The organism is Stenotrophomonas sp. YJH_SMC_65 (genome assembly GCF_059369475.1).
This window is the reverse complement of record NZ_JCAFSR010000004.1, coordinates 162,709-177,997: the sequence shown is the minus strand read 5'-3', so window position 1 is coordinate 177,997 and position 15,289 is coordinate 162,709. Positions and strand designations below refer to the sequence as shown.

The window sequence follows — 15,289 nt, the reverse complement described above, 5'->3', positions numbered from 1 at the left end:
CTGACCCCTTGGATGTTCAACGGCCTGCTGGCGTGCGGCGCGGTTGCGCTTTTTAGTGCTCCCTTTGGCTGGCGGGGTTACCTGAACTGGAGATCGCGTCGATTGAAGTAACGCATGGGGCCTGCGTGACTGCGGGCCCCTTGTTGCCTGGGAGGAGGCGCAGCGCTAGGCGTCCTGGAAAGCCGCCAGCTGCGCAGCAAACGCACGCTGGTAGGCGGGCCGCTGCGTGGCCCGGGCCACATAGGTGGCGACCTGTGGGTACTCGTCGAGCAGGCCGCTGCTCTTCAGGCGCAGCAGCACCGAGACCATCATCAGGTCGCCCACGCTGAATTCGCCGTCCAGCCACGTTGTCCTGGCCAACCACGTCGATAGTTGGGCCAGCCGCGTCCGGACCCGCTCATCGAGCATTGGCAGCCGTTGCGCGTACCAGGGTTGCTCGCGCTCAAGCACCCAGGCCATGGAACGCTCGACGATGGGGGGCTCCACCGTGTTCAGCGCAGCGAACACCCACATGATCGCGCGCATGCGGGCGTCCGGATCGCGCGGCAGCAGGCCGGGGTGCTGTTCGGCCAGGTGCAGGGCGATGGCGCCGGATTCGAACAGGGTCCGGTCGCCCTCCTGCCACGTGGGAATCTGCCCGAACGGATTCCGTGCCAGGTGCGCGGGCTGCTTCAGCTCGGCGAAGCTGAGCAGTTGTACGTCATAGGCCACGGCCAGTTCCTCCAGCGCCCAGCGCACGCGCATGTCACGGGCCAGGCCCTGGCCGCGGTCGGGGGAGGTGGCGAAGGCGGTGAGGATCGGTGGCATTGGAGCGCTCCTGCAGGCCGATGGGCCTGCCTTTCCTGTTCCGACGAGCGACGGGGCGGGAAATCGACAGCCCTCGATGCGGGCCTTCACCCGGCCCGATGCTGCTCCCGATACTGATCGGGCGTGCACTGCGCGTGCCGCTTGAACATTTCGGCAAACGCGCTGACGCCTGAATAGCCAAGCTCCCCGGCGATGCGGCTGATCGGCTTGCGTGTGCACAGCGCCTCGGTGGCGCGCACGAACTTCACACGCCCACGCCAGTCGCCGAGTGACATGCCCAGTTCACTGCGCGCCATGCGCTCCAGCGTGCGCACGCTCATGTGATGCCGCTGCGCGATCTCGGCCACGGAATCGGCCGTGCATTTGCCGCCTGCATCGTGCTGATGCGGCGCCGGAAAATTCCGCTGACGGTGCTGGAGTCACTGTTCCTGCAGGCCACGGCGGCGTCGCTGATCCTGCTGCCGCTGCAGCTGCCGGAGTGAACAACCTGACCGCGGTGGGCTGTTTCGGTTTCGCTGCGGTGTGTGCGTCGATCCTTGCCCCCCTCAGCTGGATGACCGGTCTTTCGCGGTTGGGCGCGGCGCGCGTTTCGGGATTCTTCAGCCTGGTGCCGATCGTGACCACCGCACTGGCGGTGCTGCTGCTGGGTGAGTCACTCAGCGGATGGGGTGCTGGGTGGCGGCCTGCTGGCGGTGTCGGGTGTGGTACTTGCTGAATATGCCGCCAGGCACGGGTGCGGAAGGCCGATGCGGCCCGATATTCCAGCAAGGTCTGCACGAAACGTGCACCTCACGTCGACGTTGTGCGATGCCGTTGCGCTTCAGTCTGGCAACCCCATTCCCCGCCCGCGCAGGAGCCCATCGATGAATACGCCTGGAAAGCCGAGACCCACCTGGAAGCAATGGCACGTGCTGCTGGTGATCCTGGCAATCGCGCTGCTGGTCACTCTGATCATCGTCACCGCACCGTGGTAACGCGTGCAACGCGCTCAGATTCCGTGAAAGCCGACGATGCTTGAAATGACGAAGTCAGCAGGTGTTTCGCATGGTGATGCGTGCATCAATTCGTGCTCACCTGGTTGGCACACGCGATTGCACACAGTGGGGTCGAAGGCAATGCAGATGCACTGCCATTCTCCACTGACTTTCGAGCACACAGGAGCGACGCCATGAGCACCCAGTCCACCATCGAACATCGCCTCAACGACCTGATCGAAATCGCCCGCGATGGCAAGTCGTTCTATGAAGAAGCGGCCACCAAGGTCAAGGATGCCGAGCTGTCGGCACTGTTCACCCGCATCGCTGGCGTCAAGGGCCGCATCGTGGCGGCGTTGAGCGGCTCAGTGGCCGCCAGCGGTGGCAAGCCGGCCGAACATGGCACCGTGGTCGGTTCGATGCAGCAGTTCTACGGCAAGGTTCGAGCCGCTTTCGGTGACACCAACTATGGCTACGTGGCTGAACTTGAAGAATCCGAGGACCGCCTGCTGGGCGCGTTCAAGGATGTGCTGCAGGACAACGAGCTGCCGCCGGCCGTGCGCCAGGAAGTGACCCAGCTGCTGCCGGAAGTGCAGGAGTGCCACAACGTCATGCGTGCGCGAAAGCACGCAATGAAGGCCGCCTGACCGCAGCGGTCGGCCCAATCAGCGGGACTGGCAGCCGGGGCGGTTTACCGCCCCGGCTGTTGCATTTGCGGCCCGCGCCGATGGCCTTTGATCAGGCCGCGTCGTCGTTCAGCATGTAGCCCAGCCCACGCTTGGACTCGATGCTGACACTGGCCGAGCGCAGGGCACGGCGCAGGCGTGATACGTGCGGATCCAACACGGTGGTACCGCCGTCGGCGCCGGCCAGGTGCACGGCAGCACTCAGCACTTCATGGCGGACGATCCGGCCCTGGCGGGCGCAAAGCGCTTCCAGCAGCAGCAGCTGGCTGCGCGGCAGGCTCAGGGGCGCACCGCCTACCAATGCCATGCGGTTGGAAAAATCGAACGTGAAATTGCCGATTCTCAGAATGTGGCCGGCATCAGCGTCGAGGCGCCGGGTAATCGCGCGCAGCCGCGCGGCCAGTTCGTCGAACTCGAACGGCGTGGGCAGGTAGTCATCGGCACCGGCATCCAGGCAGGCGATGCAGTCGGCAGCGTGGTTGTGGCGCCCCAACAGCAGAATGGGCAGCCAGGTACGCAAGCCGCGCACGATCTGCACCAGCTTCAGTGAATCGCCTTCGGGCAGCCAGCGGTCGAGAATGAGGGCGCGGTACTCCACGGCCTGTACCGCGGCCTTGGCCAGTGACCAGGTTGCCACGAGGTCCACCAGCATGTTGCGGCTCTGCAATACGTTGCGAAGCGCCTGTGCAAGTTCGGCGTCGTCCATGGCCACGAGGATGCGCATGCTGCGTCTTTTCCTGATTGCTGGATCCGGCGGGCGTGCAGGCGCACTGCGTAGCGTCCGTCATGGTGGTGAGGTCGCAGCGGGGCCGAGCAATGGTCACGGCTGCAGCACGTGCTGCAGCTGGCTGATCATCCCCCCCCGGGATGCCTGTCCTGGCATTGGCAGATGCAGGACGCGCAGCGCGGGCAGCGGACGGCTGCCTGCCAAGCGATCTCTACGTCGTATGGAGACCTGCCACGTGGCGGTGCATCACGCTGTGGCAGATGTCGAGGTGGTGGGCGCGCACCACCACCTCAGGCAAGCCGGAGAGGCTTAGCCGTTGCAGCAGTTGCTGTCGGAGCTGCTGCAGCTGTTGCCCAGGTTTTCCTGCTGGTTTTCGATCATCAGGCGCTGCAGATTCAGGACGCGATTCATATCAACTCTCCTTAGTCGTACATGGGATCGGGAGGCATGCGTGCCTCCCACGCGTTACGCAATGAAATGATTCACTGCGCGATTGCACCACGCAATCTCAAAGCCCTGTTGCAGTTGCTGAAGAACCCCGGTCTATACGTGGCGGATGGAAAATGGCATTGCCGATTGGAATGAGTCAAGTCAATTGTGGAATGAGAATCGCCTGCGCAATGTAGCGGCAAGGTACGGTGGCAATCATCGATCTGCAGGGACATTCCGGGCGGCTGCATTGCAGCGATAGCCGGCGGATTTCACGCCGTGCTTACGAATGAAGCAGGCAGGGAATCCGCATTCCGCATTTTGCGATGCCTGCAGGCTGGAGCGCCCGCAATGCATCCATCGCGCATGTGCGAGGCGTTCGGGGATGTGTGCACCGGGCAAATGAGCCGTGGAACCGACCAGGGAGAGACGATGTCAGCGCGTCAACGATCACTGCGTGAAGCACGCCACATGGACAAGGCCGCCTATGTGGGGGGCGACGAGCGGTTCTACGAATTGAGCTACAACCAGTACCGGCCCAGCGAAGATTTCCGCAGTATCGTTGAAGCGGAGATCGAGGCGGCCGGCATGGCGTGGACGATCCATCGCATCGGTGTCTGGTCGCACCTGGCGACGCATGGCGACCCGGTCGCCGGCAACCTGCCGCCGCAAGGCTGGAAGATCCACGTTTCAGCCACGCAGCAAAACTGCCAGCGGGTGCTGCGCACCGTCACCCGGATGGCCCTGGCCGAGCGCGTGAAGTTCAAGTTCGCCAATGACATGAACACGATGCGCATGATGAGCTCCAAGCGTTGGCCACGCGGTGGCTCGGGCAAGTTCATCACGCTCTATCCGCTGGACCTTGCGGTCTTCACGCGCTTCATCGAGCAGCTGCACGGGGCGCTGAAGGACGAAGATGGCTCGTACATCCTGTCCGATCGACGCTACAAGGACTGCCGCTGCCTGTATTACCGCTATGGCGGCATGCGCCAGGTGTACCGGCTTGATTTCATCGGCCAGAAGGTGCCGATGCTGGTCGCGCCCGACGGCAGCCATGTTCCCGACCTGCGCAATCCCTATTTCGAGGTGCCTGCCTGGGAAACCGACCCGTTCCCCAGCGAGGATGATCCCGGCGAGATGACGTTGAAGGAGGGCCGCTATCAGGTGCAGGCCGCGCTTGGGTTCTCCAACACGGGCGGGGTCTACCTGGCGTTGGACCAGGTCACCGGGGAGGAAGTGGTCATCAAGGAGGCGCGGCCCCATGTGGAAATGCACGGGGAAGGGCTCGACGCCACCAGCCGCCTGGCACGCGAACGACGCAATCTGGAGTTGCTGGGCCCGGTGGGCGCCTCGCCGCGCTGCCTGGATGCATTCACCGATTGGGAAAACAGCTATCTGGTGGAAGAGCGCCTGGATGCATTCGATCTTCGCGAGCTGATGCTCAAGCATTCGCCGCTGATGAAGGCCCGTCCCAGCGCACGCGATGGTAGTGACTACTACGGCATGTGCGTGACCATCTTCACCGGTCTGCTTCGCGCGGTCGACCGCGCACACAAGGTGGGAGTGGTGATCGGTGACATCTCGCCGTCCAACATCATGGTCGACCGCAGCGACATGCGTGTGCGCCTGATCGATCTGGAGGCCGCGTTCCTGGACGGCAGCGATGAGTGGGATGACATCCACACGCCCGGATTCCGCCGGATCATGAAGGGTCGCAAGCGCGCCAGCTGTTTCAGGGATGACCGTTATGCGACCGCGGTGGTGATGTTCTACTGCCTGTTCCCGCTGATGGCCATGGCCTACATCCGTACCGACCTGTTCCAGAAGGTGCTGCCGGTGATGATGGAGGACATCGGCTGGCAGCACACGCCAGTGGCCGCGGTCATCCAGGCGCTGGTGGACGACCGTATCGGCCTGGAAGAGGCCGCACAGCTGCTGCAGCAGCCGGCGACCCTGCAGGCGCCGTTCTCGTCGCCGCAGCGCCCGTTACCGGCGCCGCGCCAGTGTATCCGGCGGCTGCTCGCGTTCATGGATGCACACAGCCGGCTGCAGCCGGAGCGGACGCTGTTCCCACTTGATCCGTTCGCGCACTCCACCAACACGATGAGCCTTGGTCTGGGGGCGACCGGTGTGATCCACGCCTTCCATGGGGTGGGTCATCAGCCGTCGCCGGCGGTGATGGAGCGCTATGCGCAGGAGCTGCAGGCCCTGGATCGCACATCGCTACCGCCGGGGTTCCTCACCGGCCTTGCCGGCATCGCCTGGTCGGCGCTGCTGCGTGGCGAGGTGGAACTCGCCCGCAGCCTGCTCGACAGCGCTGACGGCAGTGACCTGTTGCATGCGCATCACTCGCTGTATCACGGCATGGCGGGTATCGGAATGGCGCACCTGGCCATGCATCACGCGACCGGCCTGCCCGGGCATCTCGACAGGGCGCTGTCGCTGGCGCGGCGGCTTGCAGACACCGTCCACCACGGAGAGCGGGGTGCCTACTGGCAGGACGAAGGTGGCGTCCGCATCGGCATGGGTTACGGCCAGGCCGGCGTGGCGCTGTTCCTGCTGAGGCTGTCGCAGCTCAGTGGTGATCCGGCATGGCGCGTGCTTGGCGAGCAGGCACTGCGACACGATCTCTCCTACGGCTTCGAGCTGGAGACCGGAGTGACCACCTTCCCCAGCTCACCGGAAGAGGTCAACACCTATGAACCCTATCTGGAGCAGGGGACTGCGGGCATCGCCAAGGTCGCGATCCGTTACGGCCTGTGGCAGGACGTGAATCGGCTGGTGGATGACTTCCATCGCAAGTATTCCGGCTTCTGCGGCCTGTTGTATGGCCTGTCGGGCATGCTGGATGTGTTTGTCGACGCCCATCTCTACTCCGGTGACCCGAGGTACCTGCAGATGGCGGAGCGACCGTACCAGGGCATCGTCGATCTGTATCTGTTCGAGGAGGAGGAGGGAATGGCGGCGGTGCCGGGCGAGAATCTGTTCCGCATTTCCTTCGACCACGGTACCGGCATCGCCGGAGTGATCCGCGCCCTGCATCGGTACGACACGCTGGCGCCGGATGAGTTCTTCCTGGATGCACTCGATGTGCATGGCGCGGTGGTACGGGAAGTGGACGGAGTCGGGGTGGGGCAGGCGGCGGTTGCATGAATGCGCGCCCGCACCCGGCCGGACAGCCACTTCAGCGCGAGCAGACCGCGCAGCGGCACAGTGTGCGCGCCATCCTCGCCAGCTTCGCGATCCTGCTCGGCCCCCTCCGCGGGCGCTACCTTGCGGTGGCCGCCACCACCGCGATGTTCGGCGGACTGGGCGGGCTGCTGCATCCGCTGCTGATCCGCGCGATCTTCGACGAGGCCGCCAGCCGGCAGGATTTCAATCGCTTCCTGCTGCTTACCGGTGCATATCTGCTGCTGTGCCTGGTGACCAACCTGGGCAACTACAGCTGCGCGCTGTGGCAGCAGCGCGTGGATAACCGCATCGTGGAGCGGATCGGGACCTCGTTGCTGACCGCCTACTATGGCCGCAGTTATGACGAGGTGGTGCAGAAGGGGGCTGGCTACTATGTGGCGCGGATCCGCTCGGACGTGAAGGATGGCGTGGTGCCGATGCTGTCGGTCGCACGCACCACCCTGACCCAGGCGGTGACATTCGTCGCCTTGATCGCAGCCCTGCTGATCATCTCCTGGCGTGCGTTCCTGGTGCTGATGGCCATCATTCCCATCGCCACCATGGTCAGCGTGCTGGTCGGCCGACGCATCCGCGAGCTGACCGTGGTGGAGCGTGACCGCGAGGCCGAACTGGTTTCTTTGCTGACCCGGGCCGTGTCTGCCTTCAAGATGGTCTGTACGTTCGGCCTGGGCCCCAGGACGGTGCAGGCCCATGACCGCAGCCTGCGCGAGGTGCTGGATTCGACCTACCAGCGCTTCAGGGTGGTGAGGACCCTGCAGGGTGCGAGCGACCTGACGATGGTGATCTCGGATGTCTGCTCGATCTTCGTCGGCGCACTGTTCGTGTTCCGCCAACAGATGACACTGGGTTCGTTCATCGCCTTCATGAACGCCTTCTGGCGCTCAGCCACGACGCTCATCGGCATCTTCAAGAACATTGCCGAGATGCACAGCCACGGTGTGGTGGTGGTGCGGGTGGCGGAGTTCATGACCGCGCCGGCAGCCGCGGCGTCGGCCACGCACATCGAGGGTGGTCTGCTGGCGACGTCGATCGGCTACGGGTACGGCGCCACTCCCGTGTTTTCGGATTTCACCCTGGCCCTTTCACCCGGTGAACGTGCACTGGTGATTGGCGACAATGGCAGCGGCAAGACGACCCTGGCCAACGTCCTGGCCGGGTACTTCCAGCCCGTCGCCGGCCAGCTGCTGCGACCGGCGCGTATCCGCGCCATCACGCTTCCTCTGCAGTTCCCTCCGCTGAAGGTGCGCGACCTCGGCGCCGATCCGGTGCTGCTGGCGCGACTGGGGATGGACGGCGACGGGATCGCCGACAGCCTGCCGGAAACCCTGTCGGCAGGGCAGCAGCAGAAGATCGCCTTGGCGATGGTGCTGGGCGAGGATGCCGACCTCTACATTCTTGATGAGCCGGTCGCCAACCTCGATACGGCCAGCCGCGAGATTGCGATGGACGCGATCTTCGCACGCAGCCATGGCCGCATGCTGGTGATGATCATGCACGGCGCCGAGGCCTACCGCGCCCGATTCGATCACGTACACGAACTTGGCAGGTCCATGTGGCAACCGGCACGGGTCACGCCCGTGCACGTCCGGGGAGAGGCATGACATGAAGTCGATACAGGGTGCAGAAAAGGGTGCGGGCATGCGCAGGCTGGTCTACTGCGCGCAGGTGGCGCTGCACAATACACTGCGGAGCAAGGCCATCACCGCCCTGATGGTGCTGGCCATCGCGGTGGGAATTGGAGCCAGCATGACCACCTTGACCGTGGTCTACCTGCTGTCCGGCGATCCCTTGCCCGGGCGCAGCGGTGACCTCTACTACCCCCAGCTGGATGCCAATCCGAACTCGAAGGGCCGCGAACCGTACGACGTGCTGGACTATCGCTCGGCCTTCGACCTGTGGTCGTCCGGGCGCGCGGACCAGCAGACACTGGTGGTTGCCAATCCGGTCAAGCTGCGGCCCGATCAGGGCAGCGCGCCACCGGTCATCCGCTCATCGATCTCCACCACCACCGACTTCGCGACGATGTTCGCGGTGCCGCTGGCGCATGGACGCTGGTGGTCGCGCGAGGAGGATGACGCGCGCGCACGTGTGGTGGTGATCTCGTCGGAGCTCAACGAGCAGATGTTCGGTGGGGGCGACAGTGTGGGGCAGACACTGCGGGTCAAGGACACCGCGATGCGCATCGTGGGCGTGCTCGCGCCCTGGCGACCCTCGCCGCTGTTCTACAAGGTGCGGGGCGGCCGCTTCAGCGGCGGCAACACGTCGGGCTTCTTCGCCTCGGCCGATGATCTGTTCATGCCGCTGACCTCCAGCCTGGAGATCAATGACGGCGACTTCGTGCCGTTCACCTGCTGGTCCACGCCGGAGGAGCGCGGCCGGCTGCAGACCGCGCCGTGTGTCTGGGTACACCTGTGGGTCAAGCTGGACAGCGCCGCCAAGGTGGCCGCCTATCAGCGGTTCCTGCAGAACTATGCCGCGGAGCAGAAGGCCCTGGGCCGGATCAGCCACGCCGACAACACGCGGCTGCGCTCATTGATGCAGTGGCTCGACTTCAACCAGGTGGTACCCAGCGACGTGAAGCTGCAGGCCATCCTGGCCTTCGCCTTCCTCGGGATCTGCATTGCCAATGTGGTCGGTCTGCTGCTGGCGAAGTTCCTGCGCTACAGCGGTGAGATCGGCTTGCGTCGCGCACTGGGCGCAAGCCGCGCGGCGATCTTCCTGCAGTGCGTGGTCGAGGCCGCGCTGGTGGGGGCACTGGGTGGCACGCTGGGCCTGTTGCTGACCTGGCTCGGCCTGAGCGCGGTGCGCAGCCAGCCGGTGGCCTATGCGGACCTGGCGCGGCTTGATACCACCATGCTGCTGTTCACCCTGGCGCTGTCGGTGCTGGCCAGCCTGCTGGCGAGCCTGATTCCCGCGATCCGTGCCAGTGCGGTCCAGCCCATCGCCCAACTGAAGCTTCTGTAGAGGAACCACCATGCAGATCGGCATCGTACTTTCGGCCCTGCGCCGGCACCGCCTGGCGACCTTCCTCATCGCGATGGAGATCGCATTGGCCTGCGCCGTGCTGTGCAACGCGATCTTCCTGATGATCGAGCGGAACGCTGCAATGCAGCTGGTCAGTGGCCTGGACGAGTCACGGCTGGGGGTGATCCAGCTCGACGGCATCGATGCCGAGCGCGCCAACGATGTCAACGCGCGGGTCGTTGGTGCATTGCGGGGGCTGAGCGGCGTGACGGCGGCCGGGCTGGTCAGTGCCATGCCGTTCGGCAGCCCGGGCATACGCGCCGGCGTCAACCTGGACGAGGACCAGCAGGTGCCCGGCGGTGTTCTGGATTTCTACCTGGCCGATGCCGTGGCCCTGGACGCGCTGCAGTTGCACCTGGTGGGGGGGCGCATGCCCGGTGCGGACGAGTTCGCACCGACCGATGAACTGGTGCCGGCCAATCCCCCGGCGCTGGTCACCCAGGAGCTGGCCCAACGCTACTGGCCCGGCGAAAACGCCGTGGGCAAGAGCCTGTGGGCGATGGACACCCGGCTGCGGGTGATCGGCGTGGTCGAGCACATGGCCGTATCCCGCCCCGGCCGCGGTGAAGCCAAGGGCTCGGACTGGTCGGTGATCGTGCCCGCATCGCAGGGGCCGCGCCTGACCGGCCGCTATCTGGTGCGCGCCGAGGCCGGCGACATGAACCGCGTAATGCGCGATGCGCAGCAGGCAATCCGCCGTGTCGCGCCGGACGTGGTGTTCGATGCCGAGGGCAGCCGGCGGATCTCCGAACTGCGCGAGCGGCATTTCGAAGGTGACCGGGTCATGATGGGGCTGCTGGGCGGTGTCATCATCGCACTGCTGGCTGCCACTGCCCTGGGCATTGTCGGACTGGCCAGTTACTGGGTGGAGCAACGTCGCAAGCAGATCGGCATCCGCCGCGCGCTGGGGGCCACGCGCACCGATGTGATGCGCTATTTCCAGATCGAGAACCTGCTGATTGTCTCCATCGGCATCGCGGCCGGGGCTCTGCTGGCCTACGCGATGAACCTGACCCTGATGCGCTTCTACGAACTGCCGCGCCTGCCACTGCTGTACCTGCCGGTGAGTGCGGTGATCCTGCTGCTGCTGGGCCAGGCGGCGGTACTGCTGCCGGCGCTGCGTGCCGCGGCCATCGCGCCGGTGTCGGCCATCCGTTCGTTGTGAGTCCCGCAGCGGCCTTGGCCGGTCGCTGCTTTCATCTGCAAGCGAGAATTCCCATGCTCAGGATGCAAGGCGTCAGCAAAGTGTTCCAGGTGGGTGAAGTCATGACCCATGCATTGCGCTCCATCGACCTGTCGGTGCAGGAGGGCGATTTCCTGTCGATTACCGGCCCTTCCGGCTCCGGCAAGTCCACACTGCTGAACATCCTCGGTCTGCTCGAGGGCTTTTCCGGCGGCCACTACGCGATCGGTCGCGTGGATGTTGGCGGCATGCGCGACGCGGCGCTCAGCGCGCTGCGCAACGAGAAGATCGGCTTCGTGTTCCAGGCGTTCAACCTGATTCCGGATCTGACCATCCAGGCCAATGTGGAGGTGCCCCTGCGCTACCGTGGCATGGCGGCAGCCGAATGCAGGCAGCGTGTGGTCTCGGCACTGGCCCAGGTCGGACTGGGCAGCCGCATGTCGCACTATCCCGGCGAACTGTCGGGCGGGCAGCAGCAGCGCGTGGCGATCGCCCGCGCCATCGCGGGTACGCCGGCCCTGCTGCTGGCTGACGAGCCGACCGGAAACCTGGACTCGCAGATGTCGCAAGGGGTCATGGAGATTCTGCGTGAGCTCAACCAGGGCGGCATGACCATCATCATGGTGACGCATGACAAGGAGCTGGCGGCGTGCGCGGGTCGCAGCGTCCACATCGTGGATGGGCAGATCGTCGAGGTCACAGCGCAGGCCATGCAGGCGCTGTGCGCCTGAGCTGAAAGAGCGTCACCCGCAAGCAGAAGGGGCGGCCGATCGGCCGCCCCTCCTGTTTTCATCGCATTGCAGGCACAGATCAGAAACGCACGGACCAGCGTGCATTCGCACCATGGTCACGGCTCTCGCTGCCGAACTGGCCGCTGTAGCCCAGCTCCAGCTGCTGGCGCGAGGTGAGCCACGCCGACAGGCCCAGTTCGGCCACCACCGCGTTGTCGGCGATCGGCGCGCCGTTGACCGCGAACGTGGAGCTGCCATTGGCAAACGCAAGGTTGGCGACCTGGCTGCGATCCCCCGAGGCACGACGATAGCCGACGCCCCCGCGCAGGTGCAGCCAGCTGTCCTGCTGGAACGAAGCCTTCAGCCCCTTGTCGAAGCGCACGCCGGCGGTGGCGATCGTGGTTCCGGTGTCGTCCACCTTGCCCTGCAGCGCCGCTGCTCCACCGCGTTCGCTGATGCGCTTGAGGTCCACTTCCACGCGCGCCACCTGCAGGTACGGCTCCAGCCCGGCTTCGGGGCCACCGAAGCGATAACCAGCTTCGATGAAGGCCTGGCGGGTGCGGGCGTCGTAACGCGCGCTCAGGCTGTCACTGAAACCTGCGAAGGCGACTTCACGCGTGCTCTTCACCTCGTGCTTGCTCCACGCCACACCACCGCGCAGGCCGAAGCCGCCCCAGGTGTGGCTGGCATAGGCACCGAAGTGCGTGTTGTCGATCTTCGACTTGGCGCGGCGGTCCTGCTGCTTGACGTCGGTACGGCCGGTACCGGCCAGCACGCCGACCTGCCAGCCGGAGAACTCGCGGTCGATGCCGACCAGCAGGCCGTTGCTGTTGGCCTCGGTGCGGGCGGTGTTGACGTCACCGTCCAGCCTGCTGTTGCCACCGATGGCCTGCACCCATGCACCCGTCGCATCACCCACGTCGCTGCCGGGCGCGGTGGCGCCGGCACGGCGTGACAACGCGGCATCGCGCACGTAGCGGCTGCCCTCGACCAGGGCGATGGCCGTGGCCGGATGCAGCTCGCCGCTGAGGCCATCGAGCACGCCACCGACCTGCTGCGGGAACAGCTGGGTCAGCGGCTTGGGCAGGCCCTGGGCGATCGGCAGCAGGTCGGCGGCGGCCGCCACCGCACGCTGGTTGGGCGTGTTGGCAGCCGTGGCCAGCGAAGCGCCACGGGCAACGTCGATGCGCGTGCCATTGGCACCGTAGGCCAGGCTGAACTGCAGGAAAGGCGAGAACGCACTGAAGTCGGTCTTGGCGAACTGGCCGCTGATGCCACCGTCGGCACGCAGGACGTTGAACTGTTCGCCGAGGTAATACACGCCCGGTTCCGGCAGGGCGACCAGGGTGCCGCCGAGGGTCGCGGTGCCGGTCACGTGCAGCTGGTCACTGCGACTACCCGGTGCCAGCTCCGCCGCATACACGCCGGTGGCGCCCTGCACGTAGTTGCCGTTGATGGTCAGCGTGCCGATCGAGTTGCCCGGCGCGATGATGCCGTCCACGCGGGTGTTGCCGAGCGTGCCGACGCCCTTCAGCAGGCCATTGGCGCCGACGGTGGTGGTGCCACCGGTCTGCGTGCCGTTGAAGGACACCACGCCGCCGTTGACTACCAGGTTGCTGTTATCCAGCACGCCGCTGGTGCTGACCGTGCTGACGCCACCGGTGGTGGTCAGGGCGGTGGAGACCAGCCTGCCGTTGAGCAGCAGCCGGCCACCCTGGACCTCGACCGCCGAGGTGAGCGTGTTGGCGCCGTTCAACTCCAGCATGCCGTCCTGCACCACGGCGCCGTTGAAGCTGTTGTTGCCGCTCAGGCGCAGCCAACCGATACCGGATTTGGTCAGCTTGCCGGGGCCGCCGATGTCGTTGGTCCAGTTGTCCCACGCATCGCCTTCCCAGACCTTCAGGCCGCCGGCCCTCTGGTTCATCACCACGTTGGTGTCCACGCGCAGCGAGCCATAGCCCTCGATGGCCTTGCGCAGGTCGACCATGCCCCAGCCGTAGATTGCATCGATGCCTGGCGCGCCGAGATCGCGTGCGGTGGTCAACAGCACGTCGCGGACCTGGGCGTTGTCCAGGTACGGGAAGCGCTCCATCAGCAGGCCGAGGGCGCCGGTGATATGGGGGGCGGCCATCGACGTGCCGGTCTTGGTGCCGTAGACGTAGCTGGTGTTCTCGCTGTCGATGATCAGCCGCACGTAGGCGGAGGTGTTCTCGATGCGGCCCTGGATATCGCCGGAGACGATGGTGCTGACGATATCGGTACCGGGGGCCGAGATGCACCAGTTGGCGGCAACCCCGCAGATGCTGGAACTGCCATCGATCACGTAGTCGGTTTCACCTGCGGCGGCGTCGGGCCGGCGGACATTGGCGACCGCCAGCCAGTACGGTTCCAGTTCGGGCTTCCAGCGCGGCATCGAGGCGGTGATGCCGGCAACCGCACCGCTGCCGTTGCCAGCCGACCACACCTGGATGAGAGTGGAACCCGGGGCATCGCCGTTGTTGGCGTAGATGCTGCCGTACACGCCGTAGTCGGCACCAATGCTGGCGTACTGCTGGTCCAGCGCGGCGGCGGTCATGTTGCGCGTGGAAATGCCCCAGCTGTGATTGATGGCGCGTACACCCTGCGCCTGGATCTGCGCATACATGTCCAGCGTGGCGGCATCATCCGGATCGGTGCGGTACACCGCGCGCGGACGATAGAACCTGTCGGGGTCCAGGCGCCACTCGTAGTAGGTGTCACCGAACACGCGGGCGGCAGTGAGATCCGCACCAAAGGCCACGCCATGCATGCCGGTGCCATTGCGGTTGGCGCCGATGGTGCCAAGCACATGCGTGCCGTGGTCGGCGTAGCTGAAGCCGTAGGGCTGGCCGGCGGCGATCAGGCGTGCCGCCAGTGAGGCCGGAACGCCGGCGCCCAGTCCGTAGTAGTTGTAGCCGGGCTGTTCGCCGCGGGTCTGCCCGCAGGCGCCGGCCCCTGCGACCACGCCCGGCGTCGCACAGTCGGCACCGATGGTGATGCTGGAGGTATTGCGTCCTGCAAACTCCGGATGCGCCAGTGCGGAGCCCGAGTCGAACAGCGCCAGGCGTACGCCCTTGCCGGTCAGGCCGCGCGCATAGGCGTAGTCCGCGCCCATCGCGCCCAGGCCCCAATCGGCGTTGAATTCGTCGCTGCGCCAGCTGGCCGGATCGCCGGGATTGCCAAGAACGGCGGTGCTGCTGGCGGCAGCTGCCGTGGCCGTGGTTGCAGGTGCGGTGCTGGCAGCGGGCTGCGCCCACGCGGCCTGCAGCTGGCGCTGCTGCTGCCAGGCCTCGAGTGATTCGCTGGCCATGGCTGGCAGTGCGGTGGCCAGCAGCAGCGAGCTGGCGACGGCAAGCGCCAGCGGGCGATGCGACAGGGAGCGGGACGAACGGCCGTACAGCGGGTGATTCATCGGACAACTTCCTTGGTTGACGGACAACAAGGCCGTTAACGCCAAGGCATGGCGATATCCCCCAGTAATGTGAAGGGAATTTTATGAACGTGTTAATGTTTTGTGA

At 65.7% G+C, this 15,289-nt stretch carries 12 protein-coding genes and 1 pseudogene; 8 read left to right on the top strand and 5 right to left on the bottom strand.

Features of this window, described 5'->3' with window-relative positions:
• Positions 1 to 165: 165 nt before the first annotated feature.
• Positions 166 to 807: a glutathione S-transferase family protein gene (locus AC5P7A_RS08900; protein ID WP_478409158.1), complete on the bottom strand. Its 642-nt coding sequence runs from the start codon at positions 805 to 807 to the stop codon at positions 166 to 168.
• 86 nt (positions 808 to 893) lie between these two features.
• A pseudogene (locus AC5P7A_RS08895) lies at positions 894 to 1,163 on the bottom strand (helix-turn-helix domain-containing protein); the annotation flags it as partial.
• On the opposite strand from AC5P7A_RS08895, the gene AC5P7A_RS08890 reads away from it, so the two are divergent.
• The 3 genes from AC5P7A_RS08890 (at position 1,128) to AC5P7A_RS08880 (ending at position 2,428) form a co-directional block, all read left to right on the top strand.
• Positions 1,128 to 1,289, top strand: coding sequence for a hypothetical protein (locus AC5P7A_RS08890; protein WP_495220046.1), 162 nt, complete (start codon positions 1,128 to 1,130; stop codon positions 1,287 to 1,289). The pseudogene AC5P7A_RS08895 and the gene AC5P7A_RS08890 sit on opposite strands and share 36 nt — an antisense overlap.
• Complete coding sequence (locus tag AC5P7A_RS08885; RefSeq protein WP_495220045.1) at positions 1,286 to 1,522, top strand: EamA family transporter; 237 nt, start codon at positions 1,286 to 1,288, stop codon at positions 1,520 to 1,522. Before AC5P7A_RS08890 ends, AC5P7A_RS08885 begins: the two co-directional genes overlap by 4 nt.
• Positions 1,523 to 1,975: 453 nt before the next feature.
• Positions 1,976 to 2,428: a PA2169 family four-helix-bundle protein gene (locus AC5P7A_RS08880; RefSeq protein ID WP_014648535.1), complete on the top strand. Its 453-nt coding sequence runs from the start codon at positions 1,976 to 1,978 to the stop codon at positions 2,426 to 2,428.
• Positions 2,429 to 2,519: 91 nt separating this feature from the next.
• Here the strand turns inward: AC5P7A_RS08880 and AC5P7A_RS08875 are convergent, their stop codons facing one another.
• Together AC5P7A_RS08875 and AC5P7A_RS08870 are read right to left on the bottom strand one after the other, a co-directional pair.
• Positions 2,520 to 3,191, bottom strand: a complete 672-nt coding sequence (locus tag AC5P7A_RS08875; RefSeq protein ID WP_032958333.1) for a response regulator transcription factor — start codon at positions 3,189 to 3,191, stop codon at positions 2,520 to 2,522.
• Between the two features lie 312 nt (positions 3,192 to 3,503).
• A complete protein-coding gene (locus AC5P7A_RS08870; RefSeq protein WP_014038605.1) occupies positions 3,504 to 3,605 on the bottom strand; it encodes a class III lanthipeptide in 102 nt (33 codons plus the stop codon).
• A gap of 450 nt (positions 3,606 to 4,055) precedes the next feature.
• Here AC5P7A_RS08870 and lanKC point away from each other — a divergent pair, with 450 nt between their 5' ends.
• From lanKC to AC5P7A_RS08845, 5 genes are read left to right on the top strand one after another with little or no spacing between them, the layout of a single operon-like run.
• The gene (gene lanKC, locus AC5P7A_RS08865; protein WP_495220044.1) at positions 4,056 to 6,776 is read left to right on the top strand and encodes a class III lanthionine synthetase LanKC; all 2,721 of its coding nucleotides are present in this window, start codon (positions 4,056 to 4,058) and stop codon (positions 6,774 to 6,776) included.
• Positions 6,773 to 8,416 carry an ABC transporter ATP-binding protein gene (locus AC5P7A_RS08860; protein WP_329768467.1) on the top strand — a complete coding sequence of 548 codons (1,644 nt, stop codon included), beginning with the start codon at positions 6,773 to 6,775 and terminating at the stop codon, positions 8,414 to 8,416. Before lanKC ends, AC5P7A_RS08860 begins: the two co-directional genes overlap by 4 nt.
• A 1-nt stretch (position 8,417) precedes the next feature.
• Positions 8,418 to 9,779, top strand: coding sequence for an ABC transporter permease (locus tag AC5P7A_RS08855; protein WP_425604375.1), 1,362 nt, complete (start codon positions 8,418 to 8,420; stop codon positions 9,777 to 9,779).
• A 10-nt stretch (positions 9,780 to 9,789) separates the two neighbouring features.
• Complete coding sequence (locus tag AC5P7A_RS08850; RefSeq protein ID WP_197574304.1) at positions 9,790 to 11,004, top strand: ABC transporter permease; 1,215 nt, start codon at positions 9,790 to 9,792, stop codon at positions 11,002 to 11,004.
• 53 nt (positions 11,005 to 11,057) lie between these two features.
• The gene (locus AC5P7A_RS08845) at positions 11,058 to 11,753 is read left to right on the top strand and encodes an ABC transporter ATP-binding protein (protein WP_329768482.1); all 696 of its coding nucleotides are present in this window, start codon (positions 11,058 to 11,060) and stop codon (positions 11,751 to 11,753) included.
• Between the two features lie 79 nt (positions 11,754 to 11,832).
• Here the strand turns inward: AC5P7A_RS08845 and AC5P7A_RS08840 are convergent, their stop codons facing one another.
• On the bottom strand, positions 11,833 to 15,183 hold the full coding sequence (locus AC5P7A_RS08840) for an autotransporter domain-containing protein (RefSeq protein ID WP_495220043.1): 3,351 nt from the start codon (positions 15,181 to 15,183) through the stop codon (positions 11,833 to 11,835).
• Positions 15,184 to 15,289: the final 106 nt, after the last annotated feature.

Bases quoted from the DNA above. Each gene is read 5' to 3' on its own strand.
- AC5P7A_RS08845 (WP_329768482.1), top strand. From the start codon at position 11,058: ATGCTCAGGATGCAAGGCGTCAGCAAAGTGTTCCAGGTGGGTGAAGTC.
- AC5P7A_RS08870 (WP_014038605.1), bottom strand. From the start codon at position 3,605: ATGAATCGCGTCCTGAATCTGCAGCGCCTGATGATCGAAAACCAGCAG.
- AC5P7A_RS08855 (WP_425604375.1), top strand. From the start codon at position 8,418: ATGAAGTCGATACAGGGTGCAGAAAAGGGTGCGGGCATGCGCAGGCTG.
- AC5P7A_RS08840 (WP_495220043.1), bottom strand. From the start codon at position 15,183: ATGAATCACCCGCTGTACGGCCGTTCGTCCCGCTCCCTGTCGCATCGC.
- AC5P7A_RS08880 (WP_014648535.1), top strand. From the start codon at position 1,976: ATGAGCACCCAGTCCACCATCGAACATCGCCTCAACGACCTGATCGAA.
- lanKC (WP_495220044.1), top strand. From the start codon at position 4,056: ATGTCAGCGCGTCAACGATCACTGCGTGAAGCACGCCACATGGACAAG.
- AC5P7A_RS08900 (WP_478409158.1), bottom strand. From the start codon at position 807: ATGCCACCGATCCTCACCGCCTTCGCCACCTCCCCCGACCGCGGCCAG.
- AC5P7A_RS08860 (WP_329768467.1), top strand. From the start codon at position 6,773: ATGAATGCGCGCCCGCACCCGGCCGGACAGCCACTTCAGCGCGAGCAG.
- AC5P7A_RS08850 (WP_197574304.1), top strand. From the start codon at position 9,790: ATGCAGATCGGCATCGTACTTTCGGCCCTGCGCCGGCACCGCCTGGCG.
- AC5P7A_RS08875 (WP_032958333.1), bottom strand. From the start codon at position 3,191: ATGCGCATCCTCGTGGCCATGGACGACGCCGAACTTGCACAGGCGCTT.